Raw genomic sequence first — 18015 nt, 5'->3', positions numbered from 1 at the left:
GCGGTTTCAGCGTAAGCGGAACCAATGGCCGAGACCTACCCAAGCCCCCGTTTTGGAGCACCCCGCGAGTCGAAATCACCCGCAAATCCGGGCAGTGGACTCGTGCGCATGCTCGACATCGTCACGGCCAGCCATCCACGCGCGGTCGGCTTCCTTGTGCTGTGCGCGCTGCTGCTGTTTCTGCCGGGCTTCTTCACCATCCCGCCGATCGATCGCGACGAAGCGCGGTTCGCCCAGGCCACCAAGCAGATGGTCGAGAGCGGCGACTACGTCGATATCCGCTTTCAGGAGGACGTCCGCTACAAGAAGCCGGTCGGCATCTACTGGTTGCAATCGGCGACTGTCGAAGCTGCGTCGATGCTCAAGCTGCCGAAGGCCGAATTGCGCATCTGGGTCTACCGGCTGCCGTCGCTGATGGGCGCGATCGGCGCCGTGCTCATGACCTATTGGGCTGCGCTCGGCTTCATCACGCGGCGCGCCGCGGTGCTGGCGGCGCTGATGATGTGCGCCTCGGTGCTGCTCGGCGTCGAGGCGCGGCTGGCGAAGACCGATGCCGTGCTGCTGCTCTGCGTCGTCGCCGCGATGGGCGCGATGGCGCGGGCCTATCTGTCCTGGCAGCGCGCCGAGGACGAGACGCATCCGCCCTGGAGCTGGCCGGCGATCTTCTGGACCGCGCTCGCTGTCGGCGTCCTGATCAAGGGCCCGCTGATCCTGATGTTCGCAGGCCTGACCATCGTCGTGCTTGCGATCCAGGATCGCGATGCCTCCTGGCTGTGGAAGCTGCGGCCTGTCTGGGGCCTGATGTGGATGCTGGTGCTGGTGCTGCCCTGGTTCGTCGCGATCTTCTGGCGCGCGGGCGAGACCTTCTTCGCCGATTCCGTCGGCGGCGACATGCTGAGCAAGTTGGGCGCCCAGGAATCCCATGGCGCGCCGCCCGGACTGTACCTCGCATTGTTCTGGATCACATTCTGGCCGGGCGCACCGCTTGCGGCGATGGCGGCACCCGCGGTGTGGCGGGCGCGGCGCGAGCCCGGCGCGCAGTTCCTGCTGGCCTGGCTGATCCCGTCTTGGATCGTGTTCGAGGCCGTGCTGACCAAGCTGCCGCATTACGTGCTGCCGCTCTATCCGGCGATCGCGATCCTCACCGCAGGCGCGGTGGAGCGGCGCGTGCTGTCGCGTTCCTGGTTGATGCGCGGTTCGGCCTGGTGGTTCGCGATCCCCGCAGCCGCCTCGATCATCGCGGTCGTCGGGTCGGTGATGCTGACGCGGCAGCCGGCCTTCGTGGCCTGGCCGTTCATCGCAGCCTCGCTGATCTTCGGCCTGTTCGCCTGGTGGCTCTACGACAACAATCGTGCCGAACGCTCGCTGCTCAACGCGCTGGTCGCAGCCCTGATGCTGGCAGTGACGGTCTACGGCATCGTCCTGCCGTCGCTGACGCCGCTGTTTCCGAGCATCGAGATCGCGCGCGCGCTTCGCAACGTCACCTGCGTCGGACCGAAGGCGGCTGCGGCCGGTTATCACGAGCCGAGCCTCGTTTTCCTGGTGGGGACCCGGACCCTGCTCACCGACGGCTCCGGTGCGGCGGATTTCCTGCGGCAGGGCAGCTGCCGCTTCGCGCTGATCGAGCAGCGTTCGGAGCGCAGCTTCGTGCAGCGCGCCGAGGCGATCGGGCTGCGCTACAAGGTCGGCGCGCGCATCGACGGTTACAACTTCTCGCAAGGGCGCGCGATCTCGATCTCGATCTTCCGCTCGGAAGGCACCGAGTAGGATGCCGGCGCCGACCGACATTGCGCCGCGTGCCGGCTATCCCCGACAATTGCTCGCCGTATCCCGGGGCGCGCTGACGCAGCTCGTGCGGTCGCCCTCGCATTCGGGCCGGGCCGAGGCCGCCCGAAAGCTGGCGCGGCACTCGCTCTGGCTCAGCTTGGCGGGCGCAGCGCTGGTCATCGTGCTGATGGTCGGGTTCGATCAGACCGAGATCGAGCTGATGCCGCCGCGCGGCACGCCAACCCTGTGGCCGATCCGCATCCTCACCGATTTCGGCAAGGACGAGTATCTGCTGATCGTGCTGGGGGCTGCGCTGGTGGCTGTGGCATTCGTTGCGGCAGGGCTGCACGGGACTCGCCGCGCAGTGCTGCTCGGCTTCGGCACGCGGCTCCAATACATATTTCTGTCTGTTGCCGTGTCGGCGCTTGTCGCTGAGATCCTGAAATATCTTATCGGCCGCGGCCGCCCGTTCGTCGGCGGCAAGGCCAATCCATTCAATTTCGTGCCGTTCGAGGGAACGGGGGCTTATGCCAGCCTGCCGTCGGGACATGCAGTGGCCGCGTTCGCCCTGGCGTTTGCGGTCTCGGCCCTGTGGCCGCGCCTGCGCGTGTTCATGTTCACTTACGCAATCGTGATCCTGCTGACGCGCCTGGTGCTGCTCGCGCATCACCCCAGCGACGTCGTGGCCGGCGCCCTGGTCGGAATGGTTGGCGCCATGACGGCGCGTTACTGGTTCGCGGCCCGGCGGCTCGGCTTTGCCATCCGCGCCGACGGCACCATCGTGCCTCTTCCGGGAGCGGCCCGGGGCCGCCTCAAAAGGGTTGCCCACGGGGCATCCGCCCCATAAAAGCGGCTGCCTGCCGGGACCGCCGGTTCCCAAGGCGCAGGCCCGAATCCAACCAAGAGCCTCCTTTGTCGACGCCCCAGCCTTCGGTTTCCATCGTCGTTCCCGTGCGCAACGAAGCCGACAATATTGCGCCGCTGATCGCGGAGATCGGGGCGGCGCTCGATGGCCGCTGGGCCTATGAGATCATCTACGTCAACGATGGCTCCACCGATGCGACCGGCGAGCGGCTTGCTGCGATCATGAAGCAGCGGAGCAATCTGCGTCAGCTCCGTCATGCGCGGTCTGGCGGCCAATCGGCGGCCGTGCGCAGTGGTGTGCGTGCGGCGCGCGGGGACATCGTGGCGACGCTCGACGGCGATGGCCAGAACAATCCCGCCTTCCTGCCGGACCTGATCGCGGCGGTCGAGAAAAGCCTGCGTGTCGGGCTCGCCGCCGGCCAGCGGGTCGGGCGCAAGGACACCGGCTTCAAGAAGTTCCAGTCGCGCGTGGCGAACGGCGTTCGCAACGCCATCCTGAAAGACGGCACGCGCGACACCGGCTGCGGACTGAAGGCGTTCCGGCGCGACGTCTTCCTGATGCTGCCTTATTTCGACGGGCTGCATCGCTTCCTGCCGGCGCTGGTGCGCCGCGAGGGCTACGAGATCGCCTATGTCGATGTGATCGACCGGCCGCGCCACTCCGGCGTATCGAACTACGGCTTCTTCGACCGGCTGTGGATCGGCATCATGGATCTCGCCGGAGTGTGGTGGCTGATCCGCCGCAAGAAGCCGACTCCTGAGGTGACCGAGGTGAACGCATGATCATTCAATACGGTCAGGCGCTGAGCAATTATCTCTACGACGTCTTCGTCGCCAAATTCGATTTCTGGCTCGCGTTCGGGCTCGTCGCGCAATTGTTCTTCACCGCGCGCTTCCTGGTGCAGTGGATCGCGAGCGAGCGCGCCGGCAACAGCGTGGTGCCGATGGCGTTCTGGTTCTGCTCGATGGGCGGCGGGCTGATGACGCTGGTCTACGGCGTCGTGAAGCGCGAGCCGGTCATCATCCTCGGACAGTCGCTCGCGACCGTCATCTACATCAGGAACATCATGCTGATCTGGAAGAACCGCGGCAGCGCTTCGAAGACGCTGGATCGCTGATCTTATCGCGGCAGTACCGACGCCGTGCCTGACGCGGGCAGGGTGGCTGTGTCCGCCTCGGTTCTGCGGTAGGGCTCGCCGGCCGCGTCGAGCACGGGATAGGCGACCGAGCAGATGTGCGAGTGGATGCGGCGCAGGTCGCGCAGCACGTCCAGATGCAGCGACGTCGTTTCGATGGTTTCGGGGCGGCCTTCGCGCAGGCGGTCGAGATGCCGCTCGGTCGCGGCAAGCTCGGTGTTGCGCAGCGCAGTTTTCTCCACCAGCAGCTTGCGCGCCTCGTTGGCGTCCCCCGACATGAAGACGCCGAACGCGATACGCAGCGAGTCCATCGTGCGCTTGTGGAAGGCGGCGAGTTCGTCGGCCCCTTCCGCCGAGAACTGGAAGCGCCGCTTGATCTTCTTGGTGGCGAGCTCGCTCAGGCTCTTGTCGATGATGTCGCCGATGTGCTCGAGGTTGATGGCGAAGGAGATGATCTCCATCGCGCGGCGTCCTTCGGTCTCGTCGAGGCTGCCCCGCATCAGCTTGGTCACGTAGAGCTTGATGGCCTCGTCGAGACCGTCGACGAGATTGTCCATCTTGGAGACCTGGTCGACCAGCGCACGGTCGCCGGTCATCATCGCGGCCATCACCTTGCGCAGCATCACCTCGACGAGATCGCCCATGCGCAACGTCTCGCGGGCGGCGTCAGCGAGCGCCAGGGACGGCGTCTCCAGCGCGGTCTCGTCGAGATAGCGCGGCCGGGCCGGGTCGGCCTCGTGGACGCGATCCGGCAAAAGGCGGGTGAGCAGGCGCGACATGGTGTCGAGCAGGCCGATGAAGACGACGGCCGTGCCAAGGTTGAAGGCAATGTGGAAAGCCGCGGTCATCTTGGCGAGATCGGGCTGCCAGGCATGCATGTGCCCGGCGATCGCGCTCAGGAAGGGCAGGACGAGCGCGATCCCGACCACGCGGTTGACGAGATTGCCGACCGGCAGGCGATAGCTCGCGGGATCGTCACGCCTGGCGCCCTCGAACACGGGATTGATGGCGCTGCCGAGATTGGCCCCCAGCACCAGCGCCAGCGCCGCATCGGGCGAGATGAACTGCGAATAAGCCAGCGACATGATCAGCAGCACGCTGGCGACGCTCGAATGCACCGTCCAGGTGACGAGGGCGGCGATGACGATGCACAGGACCGGGTCGCCGGTGATGGCCGACATCACGACGCGGACGCCGGGCGCGTTCTCCGCCGGCGCCAGCGTGTCGAGCAGGATGTGCAGCGAGAGCAGCATCAGGCCGAGGCCGATGCAGACGCGACCGATGTCCTTGATCCGCGAGCGCGGGCCGGAGCGGAAGGCGACGAGTCCGAGTACGAACAGGACCGGCGCAACGGCTGCGATATTGAACGACAGCACCTGCACGATCAGCGTCGTGCCGACATTGGCTCCCAACATGATGGCGAGCGCAGCGGCGAGGCTGACGAGGCCCTCGGCCGCGAACGAGGAGGTGATCAGCGCCGTCGCCGTGCTGCTCTGAAGCAGCGCGGTGAGCCCGAGGCCGGCGGCGAATGCGCTGGCGCGATTGCTCAGCGCCTTGCCGAGCAGCCGCCGCAGGTCGGGACCGAAGGCGCGCAGAATGCCGCTGTGGACCATGTGCAGGCCCCACAGCAACAGGGCAACGCCGCCCATGAGATCGAGCAGAACCAACGTTCCCATGCTCCGTGTCCGGATTGGAGTCGATTGGCGAGGCTAGCGCCAAACGGGAGCAGATCAAACCCTTTGTCGGCGCATCGGCGTTAACGTTTGCGGCAGCGGCGCGTTCCCGCGGCGCGCGATTGCGCGTCCGCCGGAGTGTGGCTGCCGTGTCCCGAGGCGCGTTGCCTCGCGAGCAGGCTCACATTGCCGCTTTCAAGGCAGCGAAGCCGCGATCGAGATCGGCCTTGAGGTCATCGACGCTCTCGAGCCCGATGTGGAGACGCAGCGTCGGGCCGCCGGGCGCCCACTTGGTCGCGGTGCGATAGGCATCGCAATCGAAGGGGATCACGAGGCTCTCGAAACCGCCCCAGGAGAAGCCCATGCCGAACAGCTTCAGCGTATCGAGCATGGTGTCGACCGCCTTCTGCGGCGCGGGCTTCAGCACGATGCTGAACAGCCCTGACGCACCGGTGAAGTCGCGCTTCCAGATCGCATGGCCGGGATCGGTTTCGAGCCCCGGATGCAGCACGCGCGCGACCTCGGGTCTGGCAGCGAGCCAGCGCGCCATGTCGAGCCCGGAGCGATGATGCTGCGCCAATCGCACCGACAGCGTGCGCAGTCCGCGCAGCGCCAGGAAGACGTCGTCAGGACCCGCGCAGACGCCGAGCAGGCGGATGCCCTCGATGATCTGCGGCCAAGCCTTGGCATTGGCGGAAATCGTGCCGAACATGATGTCGGAATGGCCGCCGATATATTTGGTGGCGGCCTGCATGCTGATGTCGACACCCTGCTCGAGCGAGCGGTGATAGAGCGGGGTCGCCCAGGTGTTGTCGTCGATGACGAGCGCGCCGCGGGCATGCGCGACCTCGGCGATGGCGCGGATGTCGGGCATCTCGAACGACTGCGAGCCCGGCGCCTCGACCAGCACTGCGCGCGTGTTGGGCTTGAACAGCTTGTCGATGCCCGCACCGATCAGCGGATCGAAATAGGTGGTCTCGACGCCATAGCGGGCCAGCATGCCGTTGCAGAAATTGCGCGAAGGCCGGTAGACGTTGTCGACAACCAGAATATGGTCGCCGGTCTTCAGTACCGAGAGCAGGGTGGTGGAGATCGCCGAAAGCCCGGACGGCACGATGCCGACGCCGGCGCATTGCGGTCCCTCCAGCGCCATCAGCGTGTCCTGGAACGCTCTGGTCGTCGGGGTGCCGTGGCGGCCATAGGTGAACTCGCCGCGATGGGCATGCAGGTCCTCGGCGGTCGGATAGAGCACGGTCGAGCCGTGGAACACCGGCGGATTGACGAACCCCTTCTGCGCCTTGGTGTCGCGGCCGGAGGTGACCAGCCGGGTCTCGGCGTGCTGCTGTTGCTGGGGGTGCGAGGAATCCATGCGTCTGCTTTCAAAATCGCGTTTCCGCCGGGCGCGTTGCGCCCGCGGGCGGGCCGAAAGGCCATCGTCGTTAATAACAGAACACAGAAGAGTCTCGTCAACCCCTTGACCCGGCAGGCCAGTCGTTCTGTGATGCGCAGGTGCTATTCAGTCGCCGCATGTTGAGGGGCCTGCCGCGACCTTCGATCCAATGTCTGACCGGACCTTGCGCCACAGCCGTAATGGCGGGCGCCTGCGGCGGGGATTAAGGTATGGCCTCCCGAGATCGGCGGGTGTTCGGCAAGGTGTTCCAGCATGACTCTTGCAAGGCTAGCCCTGATACGATTAGCCCTGGCAGAGATGACCCCACAGACAGCATTCCTGATCTTGAGACGACCTTGAAAGGCCCAAAGCCCATGAAACGCGTAACCCTGGCTCTCACCCTTGCTCTCGCCGCCGGCCTCTCTGCCGAAGCCGCCGATGCGCAAACGCTCAAGACCGTCAAGGACCGGGGCATGCTGTCCTGCGGCGTCAGTCAGGGCTTGCCCGGCTTCTCCTCTCCGGATGACAAGGGCAACTGGACCGGCATCGACGTCGACGTCTGCCGCGCCATTGCGGGGGCGATCTTCAACGATCCGACCAAGGTCAAGTACGTGCCGCTGTCCGCCAAGGACCGCTTCACGGCGCTGCAATCCGGCGAGATCGACGTGCTCTCGCGCAACACCACCTGGACCATCTCGCGCGACACCTCGCTCGGCGCCAATTTCACCGGCGTGACCTATTATGACGGGCAGGGCTTCATGGTGAAGAAGTCCCTCAAGGTGAATTCGGCGCTCGAACTCAACAGCGCATCGGTCTGCGTGCAGACCGGCACCACCACCGAGCAGAATCTCGCCGACTACTTCAAGGCCAACAACATGAAGTACGAGGTGATCGCGTTCGCCACCAACGACGAAACCGTCAAGGCCTACGAAGCCGGCCGTTGCGACGTCTTCACCACCGACCAGTCGGGCCTGTACGCCAATCGCCTGAAGCTCGCCAGTCCCAACGACCACATGGTGCTGCCCGAGATCATCTCGAAGGAACCGCTCGGTCCGATGGTGCGCCACGGCGACGACCAGTGGTTCGACATCGTGAAATGGACGCTGTTTGCGATGATCACCGCTGAAGAGCTCGGCGTCACCTCGAAGAACGTCGACGAGAAGGCGAAGCTGGAAAATCCGGAACTGAAGCGCGTGCTCGGCAGCGACGGCAATTTCGGCGAACAGCTCGGCCTGACCAAGGATTGGGTGGTGCGGATCGTGAAGGCGGTCGGCAATTACGGCGAGGTGTTCGACCGCAACGTCGGCGCGGGCTCGCCGCTCGCCATCAATCGCGGTCTCAACAATCTCTGGAACAAGGGCGGTCTTCAGTACGCGCCGCCGATCCGCTGATCGCCCCGATCGGCCGGCAACGGCATGAGCACCGAGGCCCGAAAACCGCCGGCCCAGATTGCGCTGAAGATCCGGCGCATCCTGGGCGGCAAGGCAGGCTGGAACGGCGTTGCCGTCCAGTTTGCCTTCGCGGCGATCCTGGGCTGGATCGGCTATGAAATCGTCTCCAATGCCCGCGCCAACCTCGAGAACCAGCACATCGCCGCCGGCTTCGGCTTCCTCAGGAACAATGCCGGCTTCGACGTCAACCAGACCCTGATCCCCTATACCGGCTCGGACACGTTCCTTCGCGTGTTCGTGGTCGGATTGCTGAACACGCTCGTCGTCTCGGTGGTGGGCATCGTCTTCGCCACCGTGATCGGCTTCATCGTCGCGCTGTGCCGGCTGTCGCCCAATTGGCTATTGTCGCGCGTCGGCGAGCTCTATGTCGAGGTCATCCGCAACCTTCCGCTCCTTTTCCAGATCCTGTTCTGGTACCTCGCGGTGCTCGCGGCACTGCCCAATCCGCGGCAGAGCATTTCCCTGTTCGGCATCGCCTTCATCAGCAATCGCGGTCTCGTCATTCCGAGCCCGATCGGCGAGAGCGGCCTCGAGCCGTTTCTGGCGATGCTGGTGCTCGGCATCGTGGCGTCACTGGCTCTGCGCTTCCATGCGCGAAGGGCGCTGTTCCAGGAAGGGCGCCTGATCCGGATCTGGCCCTATGTGCTGGGCCTGCTGTTCGGGCTGCCAGTCGCGACGATGCTGGTGTTCGGCTTGCCCTTCACCTTCGAGCTGCCGCAGCTCAAGGGCTTCAATTTCGCCGGCGGCTCACGCATCATTCCGGAATTCGTGGCATTGACGGTGGCGCTGTCGACCTATACCGCCGCCTTCATCGCCGAGATCGTGCGCGCCGGCATCCTGTCCGTTCACAAGGGACAGATGGAGGCGGGATCCTCGCTCGGCCTCAGCCGCGGCGCCACGCTCCGCCTGATCGTCATACCGCAGGCCATGCGCGTCATCGTGCCGCCGCTGACCAACCAGTACCTCAATCTCACCAAGAACTCGTCGCTGGCGGTCGCGATCGGCTATCCCGACCTGGTGTCAGTGTTCGCCGGCACGTCGCTGAGCCAGACCGGGCAGGCGATCGAGATCATCGCGATGACGATGGGCATCTATCTCCTGATCTCGCTGCTCACCAGCGCCGTCATGAGCGTCTACGGTTGGCGCGTCAGTCGGAGTCTCGGCGCATGACCGATATCACCTCAAGCAGCTTCGTCCGCCAGGACCTGCTCGCCGAGCGTCCCGCGCCGGTCAAGACCACGGGCTTCATCGGCCTGGTGCGTACGCGCCTGTTCAACTCGCCGACCAATATCCTGCTCACGATCGTGGGCGCCTTGCTGCTCTGGTTCACCATCGTTCCCTCCGTCAGGTTCCTGATGGTCGATGCGGTCTGGAGCGGCCAGGACCGCACTGCCTGCCTCGCCGAGAACGCCGGCTTTGCGGTCGGCGCCTGCTGGCCCTACATCCAGGCGAAACTCCCGCAGCTGATCTACGGCTTCTATCCCGAGGCGGAGCGCTGGCGGGTTGACCTCACGATGGTGCTCGCGGTCGTGCTGCTGCTTCCGCTGCTCGTTCCGCGGCTGCCGGCGAAGGGTCTGAACGCGGGCCTGTTCTTCGTTGCCTTTCCTGTGGTCGCATTCTTCCTGCTGCACGGCGGCGGCATCAAGGGCTTCGGCCTGAGCTGGACGGCCGGCCTGCTGCAACTGTTCGACGAGAGCATCATCGGTGCCGGGCAGGCGCTCCTCAGCCTCAGCAAGACGTCCGCCATCGCACCGTTGCTGTGGGTTGTCGGAAGCCTCATCGTGCTGATCGGCACGGCGATCTCCTGGCTGATCTTTCCGCTCACCTGGCTGCGCGACTATGTCCAGGTGATGGGGCAGCCGGTCTGGGCCGATTTCGGCGTTACGGCCGCGATTGTCAGCCTGATCGCGTTCTTTCTTGCTGGCGGCATTCGCACCGGCGGGCGGGCTCTGGCATCCAGCATCGCCACCTTCATTGCCATCGCGATCGTCATCAAGCTGATGGGCCTGGATCGCGGCGGATTGCCGGTTGTGACGACCAATCTATGGGGCGGCCTCCTGGTGACATTGGTGGTCTCCGTCACCGGCATCGTCACCTCGCTGCCGATCGGCATCGCGCTGGCGCTCGGCCGCCGCTCCACCATTCCCTTGATCCGGATCTTCTCGATCGCCTTCATCGAGTTCTGGCGCGGTGTGCCGCTGATCACCGTGCTGTTCTTCGCCACCTACATGCTGCCCCTGTTCCTGCCCGGCAATTTCACCGTCGACGGCCTGGTCCGGGCGCTGATCGGCATCGCGCTGTTCACCGGCGCCTACCAGGCCGAGAACGTCCGCGGCGGGCTCGCTGCGATCCCGCGCGGGCAGAGCGAGGCGGCGGCCGCCCTCGGACTGTCGTGGTGGAAGACGACCTCGCTGATCGTGCTGCCGCAGGCGCTGCGTCACGTCATTCCGAACCTCGTCAACAGCTTCATCTCGCTGTTGAAGGACACCTCGCTGGTCTCGATCGTTGCACTGTTCGACCTCCTGGGCTCGCTTCGCGCCTCATTCTCGGATCCGAAATGGTCGACGCCGTCGACCGCATTCACCGGCTTCGCCTTCGCCGGGATCATCTACTTCATCTTCTGCTTTGGAATGTCGCGCTACTCGCTGTTCGTCGAGCGCCGCCTCAACGCCCACCGCCGCAGCTGATCGAGGCCACCATGTCTGCCCCCATCGTCAAGATTTCCGGCCTCAACAAATGGTACGGCGAGTTCCATGTCCTGCGGGATATCGACCTGGCGGTCGCGAAGGGCGAGCGCATCGTGATCTGCGGGCCCTCGGGCTCCGGCAAGTCGACCTTGATCCGCTGCATCAATGCGCTGGAGGAATTCCAGGAGGGCGAGATCGTCGTCGACGGCATCGAGCTCGGCCCCAACCTCAAGCATGTCGATGCCGTGCGTCGCGAAGTCGGCATGGTGTTCCAGAGCTTCAATCTGTTCCCGCATCTGACCGTGCTCGACAATTGCACGCTGGCGCCGATCTGGGTCCGCAACATCCCCAAGAAGGACGCCGAGGCGACCGCGATGAAATTCCTGGAGCGGGTCAAGATCCCGCACCAGGCCAACAAGTTTCCGGGGCAGATGTCCGGCGGCCAGCAGCAGCGCGTCGCGATCGCCCGCGCGCTGACCATGAACCCGAAGGTGATGCTGTTCGACGAGCCGACCTCGGCGCTCGACCCCGAGATGGTCAAGGAGGTCCTCGACACCATGGTCGACCTCGCCGAGGAGGGCATGACCATGCTGGTCGTCACCCACGAGATGGGCTTTGCCCGCGAGGTCGCCAACCGCGTCGTGTTCATGGACGCCGGCCAGATCATTGAGGCCAATACGCCGAGGGAGTTCTTCGCCGCCCCACGGCATGCCCGCACCAAGCTGTTCCTGAGCCAGATCCTGCGGTGAGACCTCGCAACCCGGCGGCCTCGGCGGTCTGATCGCCGCCGCAAGCTTGGCACCATGCGAATCAGCTCGTCTCTTTTCGGACCATCCTCCGGAGAGAAACCTTGCAGAGCAGTCTCGGCGCGCGCGCATACCAGAACGCGCGATTGCAGAAGAAGTTGAGGAAGCAGGCGGACGCCGTCATGTCCTTCGCGGTCGAGGCGCTCGGGCAGGGCAGACCTGCCGAGGCCGAGGAACTCTGCCGCGAGATTTTGAAAGAGGTTCCGGATCATTTCCACGCCACGCACCTGCTCGGCCTGCGCGCGTTCGACGGTGGCCGGCTCGATGAGGCGGAATTCCTGCTCGAGCGCGCGATTGCGCTCGACCCGCGTTCGCCCGACGCCCATGGCAATCTCGGGGCCGTGTACTTCGCTCTCCAGAAATTTCAGGCCGCCCGCGCGTGCCAGGAGAAGGCCATTGCGCTGAAGCCGAATTGTCCGATCACCCTGACCAATCTCGGCAATACGCTGCTGCACATCGGTCTCGGCGAAGAGGCGATCGGGCTGCACGACCGCGCGATCAGGCTGAAGCCGGACTATGCCGATGCATTTTGCAACCGCGGCATGGCGGAGCTGATGACCGGCAAGTTCGAGCGTGCCAAGGAGAGCTTCGATCGCGCCCTGTCGCTTCAGCCGCGCCATGCCGAGGCAATCGCCGGCAGGGGCATGGTGAGCCTCGAACTCAGGCACTTCAACGAGGCTGCCGCCGCCTTCGACGCAGCGCTCGCGATCAAGCCAGGGTCACCCAGGATTCTGCTGCAGCGCGGACGGCTCAATCTGAGCCTGTCCCGGCTGGAGCAGGCGGCAGCGGACCTCGATGCAGCGCTAACGCAATCGCCACGGCTCGAGCTCGCGCTGTGCTGGAGGGCGCAAATCGACATCCTCGTGGGGAACACGGCGCGGGCGATGGCGGGCGTCAAGACGCTGCTCGAGGTCAATCCGCGGTCGGAGATGGGATTGGCGCTTCTTGCGGCTTGCCACGTGAACCAGGGAGACATCGCGACGGCGCTCGCGCATCTCGATGCGGCGCTGGAGATCGCGCCGGACTTTCCGGAGGCGATCGGATACAAGATTTTCGTGCTGGATTATCTGCCGCAGGCCGATTTCGTAGTCCAGCAGGCGGCCCGAAAATACTGGTGGGATGCGATCGGCGCCAAGTTGCCGAGAACGACGCTTGCGCCGCGCAAGCTCGATCCGGACAGGCGGATCGTCATCGGCTATGTCGCGTCCGAATTCAGGCGCCACTCGGCGGCGTATTCGCTGTTGCCGGTGCTACGCCATCATGATCACGCCAGCTTCAAGATCGTCTGCTATTCCTGCTGGCCGTCGCAGGATGAGATGACCGAGAGATTCAAAGCTCTCGCGGACGTCTGGGTCGATGCTGCGCAGCTTTCGGACGACGAGCTGGCCGATCGTATCCAGGCCGATGGGATCGATATTCTGATCGACGTGTCGGGGCATACGACCGGCAGCAGGCTCCATGTCTTCGCCCGCAAGCCGGCCCCAATCCAGGTCACGGGCTTCGGGCATGCCACCGGGACCGGCCTTCAGACCATGGACTACGTGCTCGCCGATCCGGTCTTCATTCCGCCATCGGCGCGCCATCTGCTGGCTGAGAAGGTTCACGATCTGCCGTGCCTGATCACGATCGATCCCATCCTGGATGCGCAGCCTTCGGAGCTCCCCATGCTCCGCAACGGCCATGTGACCTTCGGCGTGTTCAACCGCATCTTCAAGATCTCGGACGAGGCCATCGGTGTGTGGTCGAAGGTGATGCGCGAGGTAACCGGATCGAAGATCATCATCAAGAACGGATTGCTGGACGATCCCATGCTGCGCGACCGCCTGATTGCGCGGTTCGTCGAACAGGGTATCGCCGAAGACAACGTTGTCTGCATGGGCTCGACCCCGCGCGAGGAGCATCTGCGGGCCTTTGCGGATGTCGATATTTCGCTGGATACCTTCCCGCAGAACGGCGGCATCAGCACCTGGGAATCGCTCTATGCTGGCGTTCCCGTCGTCGCCAAGCTCGGGAGCGGCGCCTCGTCGCGCGCCGGAGGGTCGATCCTCTCAGCCGTCGGTCTGGAGGACTGGGTTGCCGAGGATGACGAAGGCTATGCCGCGATCGCGTGCAGATATGCGGCGCAGCCGGACCATCTGACGAAGTTGCGCGCGGAGTTGCCGGCCCGGATCGCAGCCTCGGACGCCGGCAATGTCGAGACCTACACGCGCAAGGTCGAGGCGGGCTATCGCCAGTTCTGGCGCGACTATTGCGCCGCGGCCCCGGAAGGCGGGGATGTAGCGTAGGCCGGGGGCCAGTCTTGCCCTGAGCACCGGGAAACAACGGGGGCCTCGCCGCTCCAGCCGACCGGACGGCCTTGACGACGAATCAGCTAGACTCTCGGGGCGGCCATCCTTCGGAGAGCAACCTTGCAGAGCAGCGGCGCCGGCGCCCGCGCATTCCAGAACGCGCGATTGCAGAAGAAACTGATGAAGCAGGCGGATGCCGTCATCTCCGCCGCAGCGAGCGCCTATGGCCAGGGCCGATATGCGGAAACCGAGGCGCTTTGCCGCGAGATCCTGAAGGCGCTTCCGGATCATTTCGATGCCACGCATTTGCTCGGCCTGTGCGCCCATGACGGCCGTCGCCTGGCAGAGGCGCAACAGCTGCTCGAGCGCGCGATTGCGCTCGATCCGCGTTCGCACGAAGCCCACAGCAACCTCGCGACCGTGTACTTCGACCTGAAGAAATTCGACGATGCGCGCAGGTGCCAGGAGAGGGCGCTCGCGCTGAAGCCGAACTTCCCGCTCGCGCTGACCAACCTCGGCAATACCCTGCTGCACATGAAGCTCGCCGAGCAGGCCATCGAACTGCACGATCGCGCCATCAAGCTCAAGCCGGACTATGCCGATGCGTTCTGCAATCGCGGCATGGCCGAACTGATGATGGGCCAGTTCGACCGAGCCAGGGAGAGTTTCGACCGCGCCCTGTTGTTTCAGCCGCGTCACGCCGAAGCGATCGCCGGCAAGGGGATGCTGAGCGTCGAGTTACGGCACTTCGACGAGGCCGAAGCCGCGCTTGCGGCGGGACTGGCGATCAAGCCCAATTCGGCGAGGATGCTGGCCCAGCGCGGACGGCTCAACTTCGATCTGTCGCGGCTGCCGCAGGCCGCCGCGGACTTCGATGCCGCGCTGGCGCAGTCGCCCACGCTCGAGCTGGCGCTGCGCGGGAAGGCGCAAGTCAACATTCTCCTGGGGAATACGGCGAAGGCGATTTCGGCCGTCAAGACCCTGCTCGAGGAAAATCCGCGCTCCGAGATCGGCATGGCACTGCTGGCGTCGTGTCATGCGAGCCAGGGAGACATCGCGACGGCGCTCGAGCATCTCGACAAGGCGCTGGAGCTCAGGCCGGACTATGCGGACGCCATCGAGCGCAAGATTTTCCTGCTGGACTATCTTTCCGAGGCTGGTTTTGCGGTTCAGCAGGCGGCGCGAAAGTCCTGGTGGGACGCGGTCGGTGCCAATTTGCCGCGAAGGACGCTCGCGCCGCGGGAGCTCGATCCGGACAGGCGGATCGTGATCGGATATGTCGCGTCTGAATTCAGGAACCACTCGGCCGCGCTCACCTTGCTGCCGGTGCTGCGCCATCATGATCACGCCAGGTTCGAGATCATCTGCTATTCCTGCTTTCCGTTGCCGGATGAGATGACCGAACGCTTCAAACCTTTGGCGGACGTCTGGGTCGACGCCGGACAGCTTTCGGACGACGAGCTGGCCGATCGTATTCAGGCCGACAAGGTCGATGTGCTGATCGACGTATCAGGCCACACGACCGGCAACAGGCTCCATGTCTTTGCCCGGAAGCCCGCGCCCATCCAGGTCACGGGGTTCGGACATGCGACGGGGACCGGCCTGCAGACCATGGACTACGTGCTCGCCGATCCGGTCTTCATTCCGCAATCGGCGCGCCATCTGCTGGCCGAGAAGGTTCACGATCTGCCCTGCCTGATCACGATCGAGCCCGTGCTGGACGTGCCGACGTCGGAGCTGCCCATGCTCCGCAACGGCCATGTGACCTTCGGCGTGTTCAACCGCATCTACAAGATCTCGGACGAAGCCATCCTTGTGTGGTCGAAGGTGATGCGCGAGGTAACCGGATCGAAGATCATCATCAAGCACGGGCTGCTTGACGACCCCTTGCTGCGCGACAGCCTGGTGGCGCGGTTCGTGGCGCACGACATCGCCGCAGAGAATATCACCTGCATGGGCTCGACCTCGCGCCACGAGCATCTGCTGGCCTTCGCGAAGGTCGACATCTCGCTTGATACGTTCCCGCAAAACGGCGGCATCAGCACCTGGGAGTCGCTCTATGCGGGCGTTCCGGTCGTCGCCAAGCTCGGCAACGGCGCATCGTCGCGCGCTGGCGGGTCAATCGTCGCGGCCGTCGGTCTCGATGACTGGGTCGCCGAGGACGACGAAGGCTATGCGGCGATCGCGTGCAAATATGCGGCGCAGCCTGCCCATCTGGCGAAGCTGCGCACGGAACTGCCGGCCCGGATCGCAGCTTCGCCCGCCGGCAACGTCGAGATCTACACGCGCAAAGTCGAGGCGGGCTATCGCCAGTTCTGGCGCGACTATTGTGCCGCAGCCCTGGAAGGCGGCGAGGTCGCATAAATGGGCCGAACCGCGGGCGCACGTCGCCGACGTGCGCCTTTCTGCGACGATCACACGAAGGGTGGCTTAATGTTGCTGCGCTTCTCCAGCCATTCCGGCACCGGCAGGTTCTTGGCGCGCATGAAGTCCGCGTTGAACAGCTTTGACAGATAGCGGCTGCCGGAATCGCACAGCACGGTGACGATCGTCTTGCCGGGCCCGAGCTGCTTGGCAAGGCGGATCGCGCCGACCACGTTGATGCCGGTGGAGCCGCCGAGGCACAGGCCTTCGTGCTGCAGCAGCTCGTAGATCGCGCTGACGGCTTCGGCATCGGGAATGAGATGGGTATCGTCGACCTTGGCTGTCTCGACGATCGCAGTGGCGCGGTTGAGGCCGATGCCCTCGGTGATCGAGCCGCCGGGCGTCGCCTTGGGTTCACCGGTCCTGAAATATTCGTACATGCCGGCGCCGTGCGGATCGGCGCAGGCGATGCGGACGTTCTTGCTCCTCTCTTTCAGATAGCGGCTGACGCCGGCCAGCGTGCCTCCGCTGCCGACCGAGCAGACGAAGCCGTCGACCTTGCCGCCGGTCTGCTCCCAGATCTCGGGGCCGGTGGATTCGTAATGCGCCTTGGCATTGTCGAGGTTGTTCCACTGATCGGCGAACAATACGCCGTTCGGCTCGGTCTTGCGCAGCTCATTGGCGAGCCGCCGGCCGACATGCTGGTAGTTGTTGGGATTGGCATAGGGCAGGGCCGGCACCTCGATCAGCTCGGCGCCGCACAGCTTCAGAAAGTCCTTCTTTTCCTGGCTCTGCGTCTCCGGGATCACGATCAGGGTGCGGTAGCCGCGCGCGCTCGCCACGACCGCGAGCCCGATGCCGGTATTGCCGGCGGTCGCTTCCACCACGAGACCCCCGGGCTTGAGCTCGCCGCGCTTCTCAGCCTCCAGGATCATCCATTTGCCGGCGCGGTCCTTGACCGACTGGCCCGGATTCATGAACTCGGCCTTGCCGAGAATGGTGCATCCGGTCAGTTCCGAGGCGCGCTTCAGCTTGATCAGCGGGGTGTTGCCGATGGCTTCGACAACGTCGTTTCGAATGGTCATGTCGGGGGAAATCACTGGCAAGGGGTGGATCAGCTTTGGCCAGAACCTAGTGCCTGGGAGGCCAAAGGGGAAGGCTTTTGCGCTGCGGCGAACCGGACCGAAACGCCTGCCCAAACAGTGATATTCCGAGCGGCGAGACCGGCGGTGACGCGCTCGGCCGCGAGGCGGGATACCGGTAGGAGGAAATCACTGAATGCTGTCGGGAGACGAAACGATAGCGCGCGTCATGAGCGGTCTTGTGACCAATTTTTTCCAGGGACGAGACGGGTCGAAATTGAGGAGCGTGGGCAGCGCGTGGAAGGCCGAAGAAGTGTCGGCGCGATGGACGGAATCGATTTCGGCAAATTGACGGTCTTGTGATGTGCTTGGAAGGCGCGACTGGGCCGAAGCTGCTGGTGTGCAGTCAAATTGAAGCTTAGCAGCCGGTGTGGCAGCAATATCACATGAAATCTTGGTAAGCTTGATCGCGTTTCGCGACGCCACGTAGTGAGAGAAGTCTCTGCG

General features: G+C 64.8%; 13 protein-coding genes. 10 read left to right on the top strand and 3 right to left on the bottom strand.

What is annotated here, in order from left to right:
• The first annotated feature begins 24 nt into the window (after positions 1–24).
• From XH96_RS20805 to XH96_RS20790, 4 genes are all read left to right on the top strand, one after another.
• Positions 25–1767 carry a glycosyltransferase family 39 protein gene (locus XH96_RS20805; RefSeq protein ID WP_194387452.1) on the top strand — a complete coding sequence of 581 codons (1743 nt, stop codon included), beginning with the start codon at positions 25–27 and terminating at the stop codon, positions 1765–1767.
• A 1-nt stretch (position 1768) separates the two neighbouring features.
• On the top strand, positions 1769–2614 hold the full coding sequence (locus XH96_RS20800) for a phosphatase PAP2 family protein (protein ID WP_194387451.1): 846 nt from the start codon (positions 1769–1771) through the stop codon (positions 2612–2614).
• 65 nt (positions 2615–2679) lie between these two features.
• A complete protein-coding gene (locus tag XH96_RS20795) occupies positions 2680–3414 on the top strand; it encodes a glycosyltransferase family 2 protein (RefSeq protein WP_194387450.1) in 735 nt (244 codons plus the stop codon).
• Complete coding sequence (locus XH96_RS20790) at positions 3411–3749, top strand: lipid-A-disaccharide synthase N-terminal domain-containing protein (protein WP_028176420.1); 339 nt, start codon at positions 3411–3413, stop codon at positions 3747–3749. Before XH96_RS20795 ends, XH96_RS20790 begins: the two co-directional genes overlap by 4 nt.
• Positions 3750–3751: 2 nt before the next feature.
• Here XH96_RS20790 and XH96_RS20785 read toward each other — a convergent pair whose 3' ends face one another.
• Together XH96_RS20785 and metC are read right to left on the bottom strand one after the other, a co-directional pair.
• Positions 3752–5443 carry a Na/Pi cotransporter family protein gene (locus XH96_RS20785; RefSeq protein WP_194387449.1) on the bottom strand — a complete coding sequence of 564 codons (1692 nt, stop codon included), beginning with the start codon at positions 5441–5443 and terminating at the stop codon, positions 3752–3754.
• Positions 5444–5621: 178 nt separating this feature from the next.
• Entirely contained in the window at positions 5622–6809 is a 1188-nt protein-coding gene (gene metC / locus XH96_RS20780; RefSeq protein ID WP_194387448.1) for a cystathionine beta-lyase, read from the bottom strand.
• 395 nt (positions 6810–7204) lie between these two features.
• On the opposite strand from metC, the gene XH96_RS20775 reads away from it, so the two are divergent.
• The 6 genes from XH96_RS20775 (at position 7205) to XH96_RS20750 (ending at position 16426) form a co-directional block, all read left to right on the top strand.
• Complete coding sequence (locus tag XH96_RS20775) at positions 7205–8221, top strand: amino acid ABC transporter substrate-binding protein (RefSeq protein WP_061881546.1); 1017 nt, start codon at positions 7205–7207, stop codon at positions 8219–8221.
• Between the two features lie 24 nt (positions 8222–8245).
• Positions 8246–9451 carry an amino acid ABC transporter permease gene (locus tag XH96_RS20770; protein ID WP_194387447.1) on the top strand — a complete coding sequence of 402 codons (1206 nt, stop codon included), beginning with the start codon at positions 8246–8248 and terminating at the stop codon, positions 9449–9451.
• Positions 9448–10968 (top strand): amino acid ABC transporter permease, encoded by a 1521-nt coding sequence (locus tag XH96_RS20765; protein ID WP_194387446.1) that lies wholly within the window; start codon positions 9448–9450, stop codon positions 10966–10968. Before XH96_RS20770 ends, XH96_RS20765 begins: the two co-directional genes overlap by 4 nt.
• An 11-nt stretch (positions 10969–10979) precedes the next feature.
• Positions 10980–11717 carry an amino acid ABC transporter ATP-binding protein gene (locus XH96_RS20760; RefSeq protein ID WP_028176414.1) on the top strand — a complete coding sequence of 246 codons (738 nt, stop codon included), beginning with the start codon at positions 10980–10982 and terminating at the stop codon, positions 11715–11717.
• Positions 11718–11818: 101 nt separating this feature from the next.
• The gene (locus tag XH96_RS20755) at positions 11819–14059 is read left to right on the top strand and encodes a tetratricopeptide repeat protein (RefSeq protein ID WP_194387445.1); all 2241 of its coding nucleotides are present in this window, start codon (positions 11819–11821) and stop codon (positions 14057–14059) included.
• A gap of 123 nt (positions 14060–14182) precedes the next feature.
• Positions 14183–16426: a tetratricopeptide repeat protein gene (locus XH96_RS20750; RefSeq protein WP_246789694.1), complete on the top strand. Its 2244-nt coding sequence runs from the start codon at positions 14183–14185 to the stop codon at positions 16424–16426.
• A gap of 50 nt (positions 16427–16476) precedes the next feature.
• Here XH96_RS20750 and XH96_RS20745 read toward each other — a convergent pair whose 3' ends face one another.
• Complete coding sequence (locus XH96_RS20745) at positions 16477–17511, bottom strand: cysteine synthase A (protein WP_194387444.1); 1035 nt, start codon at positions 17509–17511, stop codon at positions 16477–16479.
• Between the last annotated feature and the right edge of the window lie 504 nt (positions 17512–18015).

The organism is Bradyrhizobium sp. CCBAU 51765, assembly GCF_015291725.1.
GTDB lineage: Bacteria > Pseudomonadota > Alphaproteobacteria > Rhizobiales > Xanthobacteraceae > Bradyrhizobium > Bradyrhizobium liaoningense.
Note: the sequence above shows the minus strand (reverse complement) of the source record. Positions and strands in the feature narration are given on the sequence as shown.

Excerpts from the sequence above, each read along its gene's own strand:
- XH96_RS20805 (WP_194387452.1), top strand. The coding sequence starts at position 25 with ATGGCCGAGACCTACCCAAGCCCCCGTTTTGGAGCACCCCGCGAGTCG.
- XH96_RS20800 (WP_194387451.1), top strand. The coding sequence starts at position 1,769 with ATGCCGGCGCCGACCGACATTGCGCCGCGTGCCGGCTATCCCCGACAA.
- XH96_RS20790 (WP_028176420.1), top strand. The coding sequence starts at position 3,411 with ATGATCATTCAATACGGTCAGGCGCTGAGCAATTATCTCTACGACGTC.
- XH96_RS20785 (WP_194387449.1), bottom strand. The coding sequence starts at position 5,443 with ATGGGAACGTTGGTTCTGCTCGATCTCATGGGCGGCGTTGCCCTGTTG.
- metC (WP_194387448.1), bottom strand. The coding sequence starts at position 6,809 with ATGGATTCCTCGCACCCCCAGCAACAGCAGCACGCCGAGACCCGGCTG.
- XH96_RS20775 (WP_061881546.1), top strand. The coding sequence starts at position 7,205 with ATGAAACGCGTAACCCTGGCTCTCACCCTTGCTCTCGCCGCCGGCCTC.
- XH96_RS20770 (WP_194387447.1), top strand. The coding sequence starts at position 8,246 with ATGAGCACCGAGGCCCGAAAACCGCCGGCCCAGATTGCGCTGAAGATC.
- XH96_RS20765 (WP_194387446.1), top strand. The coding sequence starts at position 9,448 with ATGACCGATATCACCTCAAGCAGCTTCGTCCGCCAGGACCTGCTCGCC.
- XH96_RS20760 (WP_028176414.1), top strand. The coding sequence starts at position 10,980 with ATGTCTGCCCCCATCGTCAAGATTTCCGGCCTCAACAAATGGTACGGC.
- XH96_RS20745 (WP_194387444.1), bottom strand. The coding sequence starts at position 17,511 with ATGACCATTCGAAACGACGTTGTCGAAGCCATCGGCAACACCCCGCTG.